Genomic DNA, 16,255 nt, shown 5'->3' with positions numbered 1-16,255 from the left:
CCACCACCCTGCACCGGTCCATCCCCACCACGAACGGACCAACCCGGCTCCGAAACCCGACGAAGAAGCGGCCCTCAAACAGCCCGGTAAAAACAATGGGGACATGTTCTCCCGACGCTCGGGTCGCTGCCTCTGAATGCCATCACTGCCCCAGCCCTCCGGGAATGGGTTGCCCAGATGGAGGAGACTCTGTCACCCGGGACGATCCGCACGACTTGGGGGCATCTCTCTACGATCCTCCAGGCCGCGGTCGAGGACGGCAGGCTGGTGAAGCATCCAATGAAGGGGAGCCGCACGGCCCGGCCGCCGGCCCGGCCGCCGGCCAGGCCGGCGCAGAAGGCCCGAGCGTGGTCGCGCGAGCAGACGATGAGGGTACGCGCTGGACTCCCGGAGCAATACCGCCTCTCAGTTGACTTGGGGGCGGGGCTCTCGGCCTGCGCCAGGGCGAGGTATTCGGACTGTCCGCAGAGGACATTGACTCGGAGAACGGGGTCATACATGTCCGACGTCAGGTCTGCATGATCGACGGCCACCTCTTCTTCGCACTCCCCAAGGGCGGCAAGACGCGAGAGGTTGATGCGGCCCCCGGCGTCCTGTCCAGCATCAGTCAGCACATGAAGCGCTGGCAGCCGGTCGTGGTGAAACTTCCCTGGGAGAGCCCCCATGAACCTCAGAGTGAACGGCAGCGCATCGACTGGGCTCCGCGTGCCTACCCACTTCTCCTAGCCACTCGGCAGCGGCGCGCATGCAACCGCGACACATGGAACACGCGCCTGTGGAAGCCGGCGCTCGCCTCCGCGGGACTTATCGGCAGCAGGAGGAATGATTCCGGCGGAAGCAGGTGGGAGCCGTCGCGCGAGCTGGGCTTCCATGCCCTGCGTCACACCTACGCCAGCGTCCAACTTGAAGCGGGCGAATCGATCGTCTCTCTTGCCCGCTGGCTTGGGCACGCCGACGCTGGCTTTACTCTGCGTACGTACACGCACTTTATGCCCCACGCTGGCGTGCGAGGTCGTGCAGCCATGGATGCTTGGTTCGGAGTGGAGGCGAACTCCCTGGAAACCCCCTGACGGCTATGCGGGGGTGATGAATGCGTGAAACATGCAGGTCATGGTGGGTATGGAGCGGAACTCATGCGGTTGACGGCCTTCTGGCAGCGGATGGCGGATCACTTCGGCGCGGGGTACGCCGAGTCGTTCGCCCATGACCATGTGATGTCCCAACTCGGCGGGCGCACCGTGCACCAGGCGCTGGACGCCGGGTGGGAAGCCAGGGACGTGTGGCGCGCGGTGTGCGAGGCGATGGACGTTCCCGCCGACCGCCGCTGACCGTCGCTGACACCGGCCGTCCCCGGGCCCCGCATCCGCTGTCCGATCCGATCCTCTCTGCCTGGATAAGTGCGTCTAAGTGCGGTGCAGGCCACACCCGTACCGCGCCTCACCCCGCTGCCGGTGGGTGAGACTTGCACGGTGGCAGCGAGAGACGAGGACACCGCGCAGGCTCCCCGCGACCCGTCCGCGGACGGCCCGCCGCCGGAACCGGCACCCGGCCCCACCGGACGCGACGGCCGGATGCCGCGCTGGCTGCCCCGCGCCATGGTGCTGGCCCTGGCCCTGATCGCCTGCTTCCAGCTCGGCAGTTGGGCCTTCCATCAACTCATCGGGCTGCTCACCAACATCCTCATCGCGTTCTTCCTTTCCCTCGCCGTCGAACCCGCGGTGAGCCGGATGTCCGCCCGCGGAGTGCGCCGCGGCCCGGCCACCGCCATCGTCTTCCTGCTCGTCATCGTCTTCTCCGCCGGTTTCGTCATCCTGCTCGGCTCGATGCTCGCCAACCAGATCGTGGACATGGTCGAGCACTTCCCCCACACCCTCGACTCCCTGATCAACTGGATCAACACCACCTTCGGCACCGACCTCAGCCGCGTCGAGATCCAGGACAGCCTGGTCCACTCCGCCTGGCTGCAGAAGTACGTGCAGAACAGCGCCAGCGGCGTCCTCGACATCTCCACCCACGTACTCGGCGGCCTCTTCCAACTCCTCACCGTGCTGCTCTTCGCCTTCTACCTCGCCGCCGACGGGCCGAGGCTGCGCCGCGCGATCTGCTCCGTACTGCCGCCCTCCCGGCAGGGCGAGGTGCTGCGTGCCTGGGAGATCGCGGTCGACAAGACCGGCGGCTACCTCTACTCCCGCGGCCTGATGGCCCTCATCTCCGGTATCGCCCACTACGTCCTGCTGGCCGCGCTGGAGGTGCCCTACGCGCACGTCCTCGCCGTCTGGGTCGGCCTCGTCTCGCAGTTCATCCCCACCATCGGGACCTATCTGGCCGGCGCCCTGCCGATGCTGATCGCCTTCACCGTGAACCCCTGGTACGCGCTGTGGGTACTCCTCTTCGTGATCGTCTACCAGCAGTTTGAGAACTACTTGCTGCAGCCGAAGCTCACCGCCCGGTCCGTCGACATCCATCCCGCCGTCGCCTTCGGCTCGGTCATCGCCGGCACCGCCCTGCTCGGCGCCGTCGGCGCCCTGATCTCCATCCCCGCCGTCGCCACCCTCCAGGCCTTCCTCGGCGCCTACGTCAAGCGGTACGACGTCACCGACGATCCCCGTGTCCAGGGCCACCGGCGACTGCATCCGCGCGGCACCGCGGACCACCTGCCGGACCGGCTGCGGCGCCTGCTCCCCGGGATGCGCGACGAGCCCCGGCAGGACGACGGGGCCTTGCCGGACGGGGCGCGGCGCGACGGGAGCCGCGAGGGGTAGCGCCCTCCGAGACCACCCCAGGCCACCGCCATGCCGGGCCTGTGTGTGCGGGGGCGACTCAGCCGGAGGCGCCGGCCAGGCGACGCATGATCGTCATGAGTTCCTCCGGCGGGGAGATGCTCAGAGTGCGACTTTCCCGGTCGGAGACCGTGATCGAGGTCAGGACGCTGGCGCGCCACCAGAACACCCGGGGGGAGAGGCGGCCGGGGCCGTCCTCGTAGGCACCCTGCCCGAACTGCGCCAAGGCGTTGATGGCCTCGCCGACATGCCTGTCGGCGAGCGGGTAGAACACGAGATTGTGCCGGTTGGGGACGACCAGCAGCACACCCTCGTCCGGTATGCGCGGGCCACCGGCGGCCCGCACCGCCTCTTCGAGGACGAGCACCTTGCTGGCCGCGAACACCGACTCCGGGTGGCCCAGGAGATGGAGGACCGCGCCACCGGGCAGGTCCAGGGTGTCGTAGTCGACCGGCTCGCCGAGCAGGTTGGTACGCGCGGCGGCCGCGAGGGTGTCCCACTCGACGAGGGCCACCTCGCGGTCGCTGAGGACGCGGACGTCGTCAGGGGTGTCGAGGGCGATACCCGCCAGGAGGTCCGTGGCCAGCGGCCGCAGATAGCCGAACTGCCCGCGTGCTTCCTCGGGTATCGACTCCTCGGCGACCAGCCGCAGATACACGCTGCGCAGGGGGTCCGGGGCATTGCTGGGGCCGGTGCGGGCGGACGGGGCGCTCATTCACGCTTCCTCGGGGTGTGCGGCCGCGGCGGGATGCCGGGCACGACGGGTGGGTGGTCTGGCGGGTCGCTCGCGGGTGGAGCGCTCGCCGGAATCGTTCGGCACCCGGCTCGGCGCCGAACTTGATACTGAACTTGACACTGAAATCGAACATCTATTCTCATGAGAGATCCTACCGCGGCTCGACAAGGGGAGACGGCCCCCTGTGGACAACCGGAGTTGGACCCGGAGTTATCCACAGGCCGGCAGGCGCCGGAGCACATTGTCAGTGGCAGGCGCTAGCGTCGTGGACGTGAAGCGATCGACTCAAGCAAACCGGGTGGAACCCATGGCAGGAACCGACCGCGAGAAGGCGCTCGACGCCGCTCTCGCACAGATTGAACGGCAATTCGGCAAGGGCGCGGTGATGCGCCTCGGCGAGCGCCCGAACGAGCCCATCGAGGTCATCCCCACCGGGTCGACCGCACTCGACGTCGCCCTCGGTGTGGGCGGGCTCCCACGAGGCCGCGTCGTAGAGGTCTACGGCCCGGAGTCCTCCGGCAAGACGACCCTGACCCTGCACGCCGTGGCCAACGCGCAGAAGGCCGGCGGCCAGGTCGCCTTCGTGGACGCCGAGCACGCCCTCGACCCCGAGTACGCCAAGAAGCTCGGCGTCGACATCGACAACCTCATCCTCTCCCAGCCGGACAACGGCGAGCAGGCACTTGAGATCACCGACATGCTGGTCCGCTCCGGTGCCCTCGACCTGATCGTCATCGACTCCGTCGCCGCCCTGGTGCCCCGCGCGGAGATCGAGGGCGAGATGGGCGACTCCCATGTCGGCCTCCAGGCCCGGCTGATGAGCCAGGCCCTGCGGAAGATCACCAGCGCGCTCAACCAGTCCAAGACCACGGCGATCTTCATCAACCAGCTCCGCGAGAAGATCGGCGTGATGTTCGGCTCGCCGGAGACCACCACCGGCGGTCGTGCCCTGAAGTTCTACGCCTCGGTACGCATCGACATCCGCCGTATCGAAACCCTCAAGGACGGCACCGACGCGGTCGGCAACCGCACCCGCTGCAAGGTCGTCAAGAACAAGGTCGCCCCGCCCTTCAAGCAGGCCGAGTTCGACATCCTCTACGGCCAGGGCATCAGCCGTGAGGGCGGCCTGATCGACATGGGTGTCGAGCACGGCTTCGTCCGCAAGGCCGGCGCCTGGTACACCTACGAAGGCGACCAGCTCGGCCAGGGCAAGGAGAACGCGCGCAACTTCCTCAAGGACAACCCCGACCTGGCCAACGAGATCGAGAAGAAGATCAAGGAGAAGCTGGGCGTCGGAGTGCCGCCCGCCGACCCGTCCGCCGAGTCCGGCGCGGACGCCGCTGTGACCGCCCCCGCGGCGGACGAGGTGAAGGCCGTGCCCGCACCCGCCACCAAAGCCGGCAAGTCCAAGGCCGCCGCGGCCAAGAGCTAGCCCATGACACGGCGCACCGAATGGCCCGCCCCGCAGGAGACGGGACCGGTCACCGCCACCGGTCCCGGCGGTGATCCCGGCGAAGCCGAGAGCAACGGCAGAGCCGGTCGGCGCGGACGAGCCAGAGGCTCCGGGCGGCGCCGCCCGGAACCCCAGGACAGCGGTGCCTCCTCCCCGTCGAGGGCCGGGGAAGAGGCGCCGCAGGCGGACCCGGTGGAGCGGGCGCGGGCCATCTGCCTACGCCTGCTCACCGGGACCCCGCGCACCCGAAGACAACTCGCCGACGCACTCCGCGCCCGCGACATCCCCGACGAGGCAGCTGAGGAAGTGCTCGACCGCTTCGAAGACGTCGGCCTCATCAACGACGGGGCCTTCGCCGAGGCCTGGGTGGAGTCCCGCCACCACGGCCGCGGCCTCGCCCGTCGCGCCCTCGCCCGGGAGTTGCGCACCAAAGGCGTCGACGGGGCGCTGATCGATGAAGCCGTCGCCCGACTCGCTACGGAACAGGAGGAGAACACCGCCCGAGAACTGGTCGCCCGCAAGCTCCGTAACACCCGGGGCCTGGACCGGGACAGACGGATCCGCCGCCTCGCCGGAATGCTCGCCCGCAAGGGCTATCCGGAGGGGATGGCGCTCCGTGTGGTCCGCGAAGCCCTCGCCGCGGAAGGCGAGGAGACCGATGACCTCGATGAGCCGTACTGATGTTGCCGGGCCGTATCGACCTCTCCGGGCCGTACTGACGTCGGACGGAACGGCTCGGTGGCCGGGCCTGCTCCGGTGGCCCCGGGTCGGCCTGGCGGGACCTCAGCGGACGTCAGATGGGCGGGGCTGAGACCTCAACTCCCGCCGCCTGACTGCCCGTTACGGCCGCCCCGGAGGGTCACCGCACCTCCTCCGTGGCGTCCTCTCGGTCGGGGTCGGGGGAGGAGGGCTCCTCGGCGGGCGTCGAGTGGACGACGGCCTGGGCGGCGGTGTGCAGGTCGGCGGGGTGGACGCCGTTGAAGGCGGCGGCGAGATGGCCGTCGGGGCGGATCAGCAGCACCGTGTGGGGGGCCGCCCCCGGGTAGTGCTCGGCGACGACCAGTTCCGCGGGATGGGGGAGCCGGGACACGGCCTCGGCGAGCCGGGGCATCACTCCGGCACCCACCCAGTGGTGCCGTGCCCACACGCCCGTACCGGGGGCGACGAGGACGACCACCAGGCGGTGGTGGCCCAGTCGGTCCCGGAGCCGGGTGGCGGCACCGTCCTCACCGGTGGCCGCAACATCCGCCACCGGCGCGCCCGTTGGGGTTTCGACGGTGGTGGTGCGGAGGGTGGCCGCGGGGGTGAGGGGCGAGTCGGGGTAGGTGCCCGGGGCGCCGAGGGGGCCGCGGCCGAGGTGCCCGTCGGTGAGGAGGGCGTCGTGGCCGCGTGCGGTGCCGGGCATCTTGGCGCGCAGCCCGCCGCCGCGCAGTATGGGCAGGGCCTGGTCGGCGGCGCGCAGCCGGGCGGCGATCACGGCTCGGCGTTCCGTCTGGTAGCTGTCGAGCAGGCCCTCGTGGGGGCCGTGGTGCCAGACCAGGGCGAGTTTCCAGGCGAGGTTGTCGGCGTCGCGGAGGCCCTCGTCGAGGCCCTGGGTGCCGAGGGCGCCGAGCAGATGGGCGGCGTCTCCGGCGAGGAAGACGCGGTCGGCGCGCCAGCGGCGGGCGAGCCGGTGGTGCACGGTGTGGACGCCGGTGTCGAGGAGTTCGTAGGGCGGGGTGGTGCCGCCGTGCCAGACGGCGAGGGATTCCCGGACGCGGGCGACGAGTGACTCGGGGGTGACGAGTTCGCCGCGGGGCGGCAACAGCCAGTCCAGCCGCCAGGTGTTGTCCTCCAGGGGACGGGCCGTGACCTCGCTGCCCGCGAGCCGGCCGGGCGGCATCCGGTGCAGCACCGCCTCACCGGGCCATGGGAGTTCGGCACGCAGGGCCGCGACAGCGTGGCGTTCGACTCCGGTACGGCCGGGGAAGCGGATGTCGAGGAGTTTGCGCACGGTGGAGCGGGCTCCGTCGCAGCCGACCAGGTAACTCCCGCGCCACCAGGTGCCGTTGGAGCCCCCGGTGCGGTCCGCCTCGTCGCCGGCGGTGGACTCGGGGGCACCGCTGCCGTCGTCCTCGCCCCCGGCGCCGACCGGGCCGCCCTCGGTGTTCCTGGTGTGGGCGGTGAGTCCGGTGCGCTCCTGCTCTATGGCGTCCAGGCGGCTGCCGGTGGCGAGTTGGACCAGCGGCTCGGCTGCGGCGGCCGTACGCAGGGCGCTGGTCAGGGTGTGCTGGCTGAGGTGCACCGGGGCCTGCCGGGGTTCCTCGAAGGTGAGGTGGCGCAGGAGTTGGCGGCGGTTCAGGGAGCGCCAGCCGGTCCAGCGGGTGGGCCCAGGACTGAGGGGGCGGTCCGCGAGGCGGGTCACCAGGTCGGCCGTGTCATCGCGCAGGACGACGGTCTGTGCCGGGCGCTGCCGGTCCGTGCCGTCGCCCTCGTCGAGGAGGACGGAGGGGACACCGTGCCGGGCGAGGGCCAGGGCCAGGGTGAGGCCGACGGGGCCCGCGCCGACGACGATCACCGGGTCCACGGTGTGGCGCCTCCTGCCCGGCGGGACGGCCAGGAGGCCGTGGCGGTGGTGGGGGTCGGGGGCGGGTGCGCGATCACAGAACGTATGCAACCCACTGCCGGTGCTTGCGTCAAGTGACGGAAGGCACCGGCGTGATCACCGGTGCCTTCCGTCGGGATACTGCGGGTGGTGCAAAACGGTACGGGGTGGTGCGAGCGGTCAGCCCTTCCCGCCGCCGGGCATCCCGGTGCCCTCGACCGGGGCGTTCAGCTCCTCGACGGCCTCGGTGCCGAGGACCGCGCCGGTGCTGCGCTTGCTGCGCCGCAGCCGCTGCTCCAGCCAGGAGGCGAAGGTGGTGAGGACGAGGTTCAGCAGGATGTAGATGACGGCGACGATGATGAAGCTGGGGATGACGTTGGCGAAGTTGGCCGCCAAGGTCTCGCGGGACTTGAGGAGTTCGGCGTAGCCGAGGATGGCGCCGCCGAGTGCGGTGTCCTTCACGATGACGACGAGCTGGCTGACGATGGCCGGCAGCATGGCGGTGACGGCCTGCGGCAGCAGGATGGTCGTCATGGTCTGGCCCTTGCGCAGTCCGATGGCATGGGCGGCTTCGGTCTGGCCCCTGGGCAGGGAGAGGATGCCGGCCCGGACGACCTCGGCGAGGACCGAGGCGTTGTACAGGACGAGGCCGGTGACCAGGGCGTACAGGGGGCGGTCGTCACTGCTGATGCTGGTGGACTCGGAGTAGAACTGCGTGGCGAACAGCATCATCAGCAGGACCGGGATGGACCTGAAGAACTCGACCACGACGGCGGCGGGGACGCGCACCCAGCGGTGGTCGGAGAGGCGGGCTATGCCGAAGACGGCGCCCAGCGGAAGCGCGATCACCATCGAGATGGCGGCCGCCTTCAGGGTGTTGACCAGGCCGGGCAGCAGATAGGTGTTCCAGGCCGCGGCGTCGGTGAAGAAGGGGCTCCACAGGGACCATTCGAGCTGGCCCTTGTCGGAGAGGACGCTCCACGCCCACCACACGAGGGCAGCGAGCAGCACCACGAAGACCACGCTGTAGACGATGTTGCGGGTCTTGGCGCGGGGGCCGGGAGTGTCATAGAGGACGGAGGTCATCGCTTCACCGCCAGTCGCTTGCCGACCCAGTTGAGGATCAGTCCGGTGGGCAGGGTCAGGACCACGAAGCCGAAGGCGAAGACGAGGGAGATCAGCATCAGTTGCGCCTCGTTCTCGATCATCTCCTTCATCAGCAGGGCGGATTCGGCCACGCCGATGGCGGCTGCCACGGTGGTGTTCTTGGTGAGCGCGATGAGGACGTTGGCGAGCGGGCCGATGACTGCGCGGAAGGCCTGCGGCAGCACTATCAGGCGCAGGACCTGGCTGAAGCTGAGGCCGAGGGCGCGGGCCGCTTCGGCCTGTCCCACGGGCACCGTGTTGATGCCGGAGCGCAGCGACTCGCAGACGAACGCCGCGGTGTAGGCGATGAGTCCGAGCACGGCGAGGCGGAAGGCCTGCGAGTCGAACCCGTTGGCGCCGAGCGTGACACCGAAGACGTCGGCGAGGCCGACCGAGGTGAACACGATGATGACGGTGAGGGGGATGTTGCGGACGGTGTTGACATACACGGTCCCGAACGCCCGCATCAGCGGGACGGGGCTGACCCGCATCCCGGCCAGCAGGGTGCCCCAGATGAGGGAGCCGACGCCGGCGAAGAACGTCAACTGGACCGTGGTCCAGAACGCCCCGAGCACGTCGTAGCCTTCAAGAAAATCGAACACTGTCTCCCGCGCTTCCGCGTATGTCGAGGGATGCGGTGGGCCGCACCGCGGCGCGGCCCACCGTCGTTGGCTGCCGGACTACTTGACGATGTCGCCGATCTTCGGCGCGGGCTCGTTCTTGTAGCTGGCCGGGCCGAAGTTGGCCTTCACGGCCTTCTCCCAGGAGCCGTCGGAGACCATCTGCTCCAGCGCCTTGTTGATCTTGCCGACGAGCTTGTCGTCGCCCTTCTTGACGCCGATGCCGTAGTTCTCGTTGCTGAGCTTGAGGCCCGCCAGCTTGAACTTGCCCTTGTACTGCTTCTGCGAGGCGTAGCCGGCGAGGATGTCGTCGTCGGTGGTGAGGGCGTCGACGACCTTGTTCTGCAGACCGCTCAGGCACTCCGAGTAGGCGCCGTACTGCTTGAGCTGGGCCTTCGGGGCGATGGTCTTCTTGACGTTCTGCGCGGAGGTGGAACCGGTCACCGAGCAGAGCTTCTTGCCGTTGAGGTCCTCGCCCTTAGTGATGTTGCCGTCGGCGCGGATCAGCAGGTCCTGGTGGGCCAGCAGGTACGGGCCGGCGAAGTCGACCTTCGCCTTGCGCTCGTCGGTGATCGAGTAGGAGGCCGCGATGAAGTCGACGTCACCGCGCTGCAGCGAGGTCTCGCGGTCGGCGCTCTGGGTCTCCTTCCACGTGATCTGGTTCTCCTTGTAACCGAGCTTCTGCGCCACGTACTTGGCGACGTCCACGTCGAAACCGGAGTAGCTGCCGTCCGGTTCCTTCAGGCCGAGGCCCGGCTGGTCGAACTTGATGCCGATGGTGATCTTCTTGCCGCCGCCGGAGTCGCTGTCCTTGTCGCTCGAACCGCAGGCGGTGGCCGTGGCGGTGAGAGCGAGAACGACAGCGGCCGCGGCCGTGGCCTGGCGAAGCTTCATGTGAACATCCTTTGGGTCGGCGCTGCGGCGGTACGGCGACCACCGCAGACGGCGGGTTCAGCGAGAGACGTGGGGGGTGGGGTCCGCCGCGGCAACGGGCGGCGCGGGTATGTGGGGCCCGCCGGTTCGGGTCAGTGGTGGAGGATCTTCGAGAGGAAGTCCTTGGCCCGGTCGCTGCGCGGGTTGTTGAAGAACTGGTCCGGCACGGCCTCCTCGACGATCCGCCCGTCGGCCATGAACACGACGCGGTTGGCGGCGGAGCGGGCGAAGCCCATCTCATGGGTGACGACGATCATCGTCATCCCGTCCCGGGCCAGTTGCTGCATGACCTCAAGGACCTCGTTGATCATCTCCGGGTCGAGGGCCGAGGTCGGCTCGTCGAAGAGCATGACCTTGGGACCCATCGCCAGTGCGCGGGCGATCGCCACCCGCTGCTGCTGGCCGCCGGACAACTGCGCCGGGTACTTGTCGGCCTGCGTTCCCACGCCGACCCGGTCGAGCAGCGAACGGGCCTTCTCCTCGGCTTCCCTCTTGCCGATCCTGCGGACCTTGAGCTGGCCCAGCATCACGTTCTCAAGCACCGTCTTGTGTGCGAAGAGGTTGAAGGACTGGAAGACCATGCCGACGTCCGCGCGGAGCCGGGCCAGTTCCTTGCCCTCCTGCGGCAGCGGCCGGCCGTCGATGGTGATGGCGCCGGAGTCGATGGTCTCCAGGCGGTTGATGGTGCGGCACAGGGTGGACTTGCCGGACCCGGAAGGGCCGATCACCACGACCACCTCGCCGCGCTTCACGGTGAGGTCGATGTCCTGGAGTACATGCAGCGCGCCGAAGTGCTTGTTGACGTTCTTGAGTGCGACCAGGTCGCCGCCCACGCCCACGTCGTCCTTCGCCGCCGAAACTTCGGTCATCGGCTTCTTGCTCCGTCCTCCTCGGTTGGGAGGACCTTAGTGACTCTATGCGATGAGCGTCAGCAGATCTGAGGGGAAATTGAGCATAACGATCTGGTCGCGAGGCGTGTACTTTGAGTGATCGACCGTCACCGCGGTGTACCGGCCGCGTCACCAGAATCCGCCAGTCCTCGGGACCCCCTTGACGCGATCCGCCTGTTTCGGCGTGGATGCCTTGTGCGCGCGAGCGGGCGCGCAGGACCGCGTGCGGATCCGCACGCGGGGGCACGGAGGGCTACACAGTGCGACGAGGCGCGGGGAGCGCCCCGGGGTGCATCATGACCCTCCCACCGTGAACGGCCGATGAACCGGAAGGAGCCGGGGTGAGACTGCTGCTCGTCGAGGACGACGACCATGTGGCCGCGGCGCTGTCCGCGGTCCTCAGCCGGCACGGATTCGAAGTGACGCACAGCCGCACCGGCGAGGAGGCCCTCCGCGCACTGCTCCCCGCCACCGCCGGCACCGGCGGGGAGCCCTTCGGGGTGGTCCTGCTCGACCTGGGCCTGCCCGACCAGGACGGCTACGAGGTGTGCGGCCGTATCCGCAAGCGCTCGGGGGTGCCCGTCATCATGGTCACCGCCCGCGCCGATGTGCGCTCCCGTATCCACGGACTGAACCTCGGCGCCGACGACTATGTGGTGAAGCCCTACGACACTGGTGAACTCATCGCCCGTATCCATGCGGTGATACGGCGGCCGGTGCCGGTGCGGGAGGCCGCGGTGGTGGCCGAGGACGACGGGAACGTGCGGCTGGGGGCCGTGCGGATCGAGTTGCCCACCCGCCGGGTCAGCGTCGACGGAATCGATGTGGCGCTCACCCGCAAGGAGTTCGACCTGCTCGCGCTGCTGGCGCAGCGGCCCGGGGTGGTGTTCCGCCGGGAGCAGATCATCAGCGAGGTGTGGCGGACCAGTTGGGAGGGGACCGGCCGCACCCTGGAGGTGCATGTGGCCTCGCTGCGTTCGAAGCTGCGGATGCCGGCCCTCATCGAGACCGTGCGGGGCGTGGGCTACCGGCTCGTCGCCCCCGCCGCCTAGCGGGTCGGGGTGCGCACCAGGCTGCTGCCGCTGCTCATCGTGCTGATGGCCGGTGTGCTGCTGGCGCTCGGGGTGCCGCTCGCGGCCAGCCGGGCCGCCGAGGAGCAGCAGCGCGTGGTCGTCGACCGCATCGACGACACCGCCCGCTTCGCCTCCCTCGCCCAGTACGTCACCCAGCGCCCCACCGGCTCCCGCCGCGTCCTCCCCGACGAACGCCGCCAGACCCTGCAGAAGGAACTCCTGCGCTACCACGAGGTCTACGGGATCCGGGCGGGCGTCTTCTACCGGGACGGGGTGCCGATGGCGGCGGCCCCGGCCGGCTGGTCGGTGCCGGAGCGGGGCGAACTGCGGGACACCTTCGAGGTGGCGCTGTTCTCCCGGGCCGGGCACGATCCGCGGCAGGTGTGGCCCTGGCAGACCCGCGGCCGGCTGGTGGTGGCGGCACCGGTCACCCGGGACGGCGATGTGGTGGCGGTCGTCGTCACCGACTCGCCCACCGGGCAGATGCGTTCCAGGACGCTGCGGTCCTGGCTGCTGATCGCGGCGGGGGAGGCGGCCGCGATGCTGGTCGCGGTCGGAGCGGCGCTGCGGCTCACCGGCTGGGTGCTGCGGCCGGTGCGGGTCCTCGACGCCACCACCCACGACATAGCCACCGGGCGCCTGAAGTCCCGGGTGGCGGCGGCCGGGGGACCGCCCGAACTGCGGCGGCTGGCCGGGTCGTTCAACGAGATGGCCGACCATGTGCAGGAAGTGCTGGAGCAGCAGCGGGCGTTCGTCGCCGACGCCTCCCACCAGTTGCGCAATCCGCTGTCCGCGCTGCTGCTGCGGATCGAACTGCTCGCGCTGGAACTCCCGGAAGGCAACGAGGAGATCGCCTCCGTCCGCACCGAGGGCAAGCGGCTGGCCCGGGTCCTGGACGATCTGCTGGACCTGGCACTTGCCGAGCACGCGGCCGCCGATCTGCATCTCACCGACATCGGCGAACTGGCCGCGGAGCGCGTCGCCTCCTGGCTGCCGGTGGCCGAGGACAAGGGGGTCCGGCTGCGCGGCGACTGCCCGGCGGTCACCGGCTGGGCCGACCCGATCGCCCTGTCCAGCGCGCTGGACGCGGTCATCGACAACGCCCTCAAGTTCACCCCGCCCGGACAGGAGGTCCTGGTACGGGCCGCCGCCCACGGCGAGGTCTGCGAGGTGGTCGTCACCGACGGCGGACCCGGGCTGACCGAGGACGAACTGGCCCGTATCGGGGACCGGTTCTGGCGCAGCGGGCGCCACCAGAACATCAGCGGCTCCGGCCTCGGCCTCTCCATCAGCCGGGCCCTGCTCGCCGCCGGCGGCGGCACCATCGACTACGCCCACCATGAACCGGGCGGCCTCCGCGTCACCGTGGCGGTGCCCCGCAACCGTCCGGCGCCCGACGGGCGGGCCGCCGGGTAGCGGCCGCAGAGGTCAGGGTTTGACCGAGCGGTAGTAAAGGCTGGCGCCCGAGTGCAGCGTCAGCGGATCGGTGTAGAGCGCCGTGCGCAGGTCCACCAGTTGCGCGGCGTGCACCACCGCCCCGATGCGGTCCCGGCTGTCGATCACCGTCCGGGTCACCCGCTTCGTCAGATCCGTGCCGGTGCGGTCCGTGGTGACCAGCAGGTTCGCCACCGAGACAGTGGCCACGGGCGCACCCTGCTGGGCCGCCGGATAGGCGTCGGCGGGCATCTGGGAGGAGCGGTAGTAGCGGGAGATACCGCCCTGCCGGTGCAGCGCGTCCACCAGCGGACCCAGCGGCACGAAGCGGATGTCGAAACGCTCGGACAGCTCCCGCACCGCCTGTGTGGGCAGCCCGCCGGACCAGAAGAAGGCGTCGATGCCGCCGTCCTCCAGGGCCTTGGGCATGGTGTCGATCCCGGCTGAGCGGGCCCGTACGTCCCGCTCCGGGTCGAGGCCCGCGGCCCGCAGCACCCGCTCCGCGATCAGCCGCACCCCGGAACCGGGCTGCCCCACCGCCACCACCCGGTGCCGGAGGTCCTGCACCGAGCGCACCGGCGACGAGCGCGGCACCACCAACTGCACATAGTCGTCATAGAGGCGGGCGCAGCCGCGCAGCCGGTCCGCGCCCGGCCCGCCCTCCAGCCGGTACTTCTCCACCGCGTCCGCCGCCGCGATGGTGAAGTCCGACCGGCCGGACGCGACCCGCTCCACGTTCTGCCAGGAGCCCTCGCTCGGCTCCAGCTTCACCCGCAACCGCGGCATGTCCCGGTCGAGGGCGCCCTTGAGGAGGGTGCCGTAGCGCTCGTAAACGCCGGTCCTGACGCCGGTGCTGATGGTCAGGGTGCCGCCGGGTTCGGAGCCGCGGGGCAGCAGCCACCACAGCAGCAGACCCGTCACGACCAGGACCGCGGCGGAGAACTGCACGGCGCGGCGCCGGTGCGGGCGGATCAGGGCCTGGAGCATGTCGGCGATCCTGCCACCCCCACCGCCCCGTGGACCAGGCCCGGCCGCGGACCTGAGCGCCCCGGAGACCGCCTACCCTTGTCCGCATGATTGGCAGCGACCGGGGACAGGCAGTGGTGGACGGTGTGAAGACGTACGAGGTGCGCACCTACGGGTGCCAGATGAACGTCCACGACTCCGAACGGCTCTCCGGACTGCTGGAGGGCGCCGGCTATGTGCCCGCGCCCGAGGGCAGCGACGGCGACGCCGATGTGGTCGTCTTCAACACCTGCGCCGTGCGGGAGAACGCCGACAACCGCCTCTACGGCAACCTCGGCCGGCTCGCCCCCATGAAGACGAAGCGCCCCGGGATGCAGATCGCCGTCGGCGGCTGCCTCGCGCAGAAGGACCGGGCCGGCATCGTGGAGCGCGCCCCCTGGGTGGACGTGGTCTTCGGCACCCACAACATCGGCAAGCTGCCCGTCCTGCTGGAACGCGCCCGCGTCCAGGAGGAGGCGCAGGTGGAGATCGCCGAGTCGCTGGAGGCCTTCCCCTCCACCCTGCCCACCCGCCGGGAGAGCGCCTACGCGGCCTGGGTGTCGATCTCCGTGGGCTGCAACAACACCTGCACCTTCTGCATCGTCCCCGCGCTGCGCGGCAAGGAGAAGGACCGGCGGCCCGGCGACATCCTCGCCGAGGTGGAGGCCCTGGTCGCGGAGGGCGTCAGCGAGATCACCCTGCTCGGGCAGAACGTCAACGCCTACGGCTCCGACATCGGCGACCGGGAGGCGTTCAGCAAACTGCTGCGGGCCTGCGGCTCGGTCGAGGGCCTGGAGCGGGTCCGCTTCACCTCGCCGCACCCGCGGGACTTCACCGACGACGTCATCGAGGCGATGGCCGAGACGCCGAACGTGATGCCGCAGCTCCATATGCCGCTCCAGTCCGGCTCCGACCCGGTGCTCAAGGCGATGCGCCGCTCGTACCGGCAGGAGCGCTACCTCGGCATCATCGAGAAGGTCCGCGCCGCCATCCCGCACGCCGCGATCACCACCGACATCATCGTGGGCTTCCCCGGCGAGACCGAGGAGGACTTCCAGCAGACCCTGCACGTGGTCCGCGAGGCCCGCTTCGCGGCGGCCTTCACCTTCCAGTACTCCAAGCGCCCCGGCACCCCCGCCGCCGAGATGGACGGGCAGATCCCCAAGGCCGTCGTCCAGGACCGCTACGAGCGCCTGGTCGCCGTCCAGGAGGAGATCTCCTGGGAGGAGAACAAGAAGCAGGTCGGCCGCACCCTGGAACTGATGGTCGCCGAGGGCGAGGGACGCAAGGACGGCGCCACCCACCGGCTCTCCGGCCGCGCCCCCGACAACCGGCTGGTCCACTTCACCAAGCCGGACACCGAGGTCCGCCCCGGCGACATGGCCACCGTGGAGATCACCTACGCCGCCCCGCACCACCTCCTCGCCGAGGGCGAGGTCCACTCGGTACGGCGTACCCGTGCCGGTGACGCCTGGCAGAGCCGTACCGAGGCGGCCGCGGCCCCGGCCCCGAGCGGAGTCATGCTGGGCCTGCCCACCGTCGGCGCCCCCGAGCCCCTCCCGGCCGCGGGCGGCTGCGGCTGCGACTAGGGCCCGGCACCC

At 70.3% G+C, this 16,255-nt stretch carries 15 protein-coding genes; 8 read left to right on the top strand and 7 right to left on the bottom strand.

All coding sequences use genetic code 11. The features are described from left to right. Positions 1–434: 434 nt before the first annotated feature. The 3 genes from ACFVST_RS14190 to ACFVST_RS14180 all read left to right on the top strand — a co-directional run bounded on the left by ACFVST_RS14190 (position 435) and on the right by ACFVST_RS14180 (position 2,762). The gene (locus ACFVST_RS14190; RefSeq protein ID WP_390150400.1) at positions 435–1,070 is read left to right on the top strand and encodes a tyrosine-type recombinase/integrase; all 636 of its coding nucleotides are present in this window, start codon (positions 435–437) and stop codon (positions 1,068–1,070) included. Between the two features lie 63 nt (positions 1,071–1,133). Next, positions 1,134–1,328 carry a DUF3046 domain-containing protein gene (locus tag ACFVST_RS14185; protein WP_390150388.1) on the top strand — a complete coding sequence of 65 codons (195 nt, stop codon included), beginning with the start codon at positions 1,134–1,136 and terminating at the stop codon, positions 1,326–1,328. 243 nt (positions 1,329–1,571) lie between these two features. Further along, positions 1,572–2,762: an AI-2E family transporter gene (locus ACFVST_RS14180; protein WP_390150397.1), complete on the top strand. Its 1,191-nt coding sequence runs from the start codon at positions 1,572–1,574 to the stop codon at positions 2,760–2,762. Positions 2,763–2,820: 58 nt separating this feature from the next. Here the strand turns inward: ACFVST_RS14180 and ACFVST_RS14175 are convergent, their stop codons facing one another. Further along, positions 2,821–3,495, bottom strand: coding sequence for a hypothetical protein (locus ACFVST_RS14175; RefSeq protein ID WP_390150385.1), 675 nt, complete (start codon positions 3,493–3,495; stop codon positions 2,821–2,823). A gap of 328 nt (positions 3,496–3,823) precedes the next feature. Here ACFVST_RS14175 and recA point away from each other — a divergent pair, with 328 nt between their 5' ends. Then, positions 3,824–4,948, top strand: coding sequence for a recombinase RecA (gene recA / locus ACFVST_RS14170; protein ID WP_390150382.1), 1,125 nt, complete (start codon positions 3,824–3,826; stop codon positions 4,946–4,948). A gap of 3 nt (positions 4,949–4,951) precedes the next feature. Beyond that, entirely contained in the window at positions 4,952–5,650 is a 699-nt protein-coding gene (gene recX, locus ACFVST_RS14165) for a recombination regulator RecX (RefSeq protein WP_390150379.1), read from the top strand. Positions 5,651–5,828: 178 nt separating this feature from the next. Here recX and ACFVST_RS14160 read toward each other — a convergent pair whose 3' ends face one another. The 5 genes from ACFVST_RS14160 to ACFVST_RS14140 all read right to left on the bottom strand — a co-directional run bounded on the left by ACFVST_RS14160 (position 5,829) and on the right by ACFVST_RS14140 (position 11,121). Beyond that, complete coding sequence (locus ACFVST_RS14160) at positions 5,829–7,535, bottom strand: FAD-dependent monooxygenase (protein WP_390150376.1); 1,707 nt, start codon at positions 7,533–7,535, stop codon at positions 5,829–5,831. Between the two features lie 198 nt (positions 7,536–7,733). Beyond that, positions 7,734–8,639, bottom strand: a complete 906-nt coding sequence (locus ACFVST_RS14155; protein WP_390150374.1) for an amino acid ABC transporter permease — start codon at positions 8,637–8,639, stop codon at positions 7,734–7,736. Further along, the gene (locus ACFVST_RS14150) at positions 8,636–9,301 is read right to left on the bottom strand and encodes an amino acid ABC transporter permease (protein WP_390150371.1); all 666 of its coding nucleotides are present in this window, start codon (positions 9,299–9,301) and stop codon (positions 8,636–8,638) included. The genes ACFVST_RS14155 and ACFVST_RS14150 overlap by 4 nt, the downstream gene beginning before the upstream one ends. Before the next feature lie 78 nt (positions 9,302–9,379). After that, on the bottom strand, positions 9,380–10,213 hold the full coding sequence (locus ACFVST_RS14145) for a glutamate ABC transporter substrate-binding protein (protein WP_390150368.1): 834 nt from the start codon (positions 10,211–10,213) through the stop codon (positions 9,380–9,382). Between the two features lie 131 nt (positions 10,214–10,344). Next, the gene (locus ACFVST_RS14140) at positions 10,345–11,121 is read right to left on the bottom strand and encodes an amino acid ABC transporter ATP-binding protein (RefSeq protein WP_390150366.1); all 777 of its coding nucleotides are present in this window, start codon (positions 11,119–11,121) and stop codon (positions 10,345–10,347) included. A gap of 362 nt (positions 11,122–11,483) precedes the next feature. On the opposite strand from ACFVST_RS14140, the gene ACFVST_RS14135 reads away from it, so the two are divergent. Continuing rightward, positions 11,484–12,194: a response regulator transcription factor gene (locus ACFVST_RS14135; RefSeq protein ID WP_390150363.1), complete on the top strand. Its 711-nt coding sequence runs from the start codon at positions 11,484–11,486 to the stop codon at positions 12,192–12,194. 9 nt (positions 12,195–12,203) lie between these two features. Next, complete coding sequence (locus ACFVST_RS14130; protein ID WP_390150360.1) at positions 12,204–13,631, top strand: ATP-binding protein; 1,428 nt, start codon at positions 12,204–12,206, stop codon at positions 13,629–13,631. 12 nt (positions 13,632–13,643) lie between these two features. Here the strand turns inward: ACFVST_RS14130 and ACFVST_RS14125 are convergent, their stop codons facing one another. After that, positions 13,644–14,636, bottom strand: coding sequence for a TAXI family TRAP transporter solute-binding subunit (locus ACFVST_RS14125; RefSeq protein WP_390150357.1), 993 nt, complete (start codon positions 14,634–14,636; stop codon positions 13,644–13,646). A gap of 86 nt (positions 14,637–14,722) precedes the next feature. Here ACFVST_RS14125 and miaB point away from each other — a divergent pair, with 86 nt between their 5' ends. Beyond that, the gene (gene miaB, locus ACFVST_RS14120; RefSeq protein ID WP_390150354.1) at positions 14,723–16,243 is read left to right on the top strand and encodes a tRNA (N6-isopentenyl adenosine(37)-C2)-methylthiotransferase MiaB; all 1,521 of its coding nucleotides are present in this window, start codon (positions 14,723–14,725) and stop codon (positions 16,241–16,243) included. Positions 16,244–16,255 lie beyond the last annotated feature (12 nt).

Origin of the sequence: Streptomyces sp. NPDC058045, assembly GCF_042885635.1 — a bacterium.
GTDB lineage: Bacteria > Actinomycetota > Actinomycetes > Streptomycetales > Streptomycetaceae > Streptomyces.
Note: the sequence above shows the minus strand (reverse complement) of the source record. Positions and strands in the feature narration are given on the sequence as shown.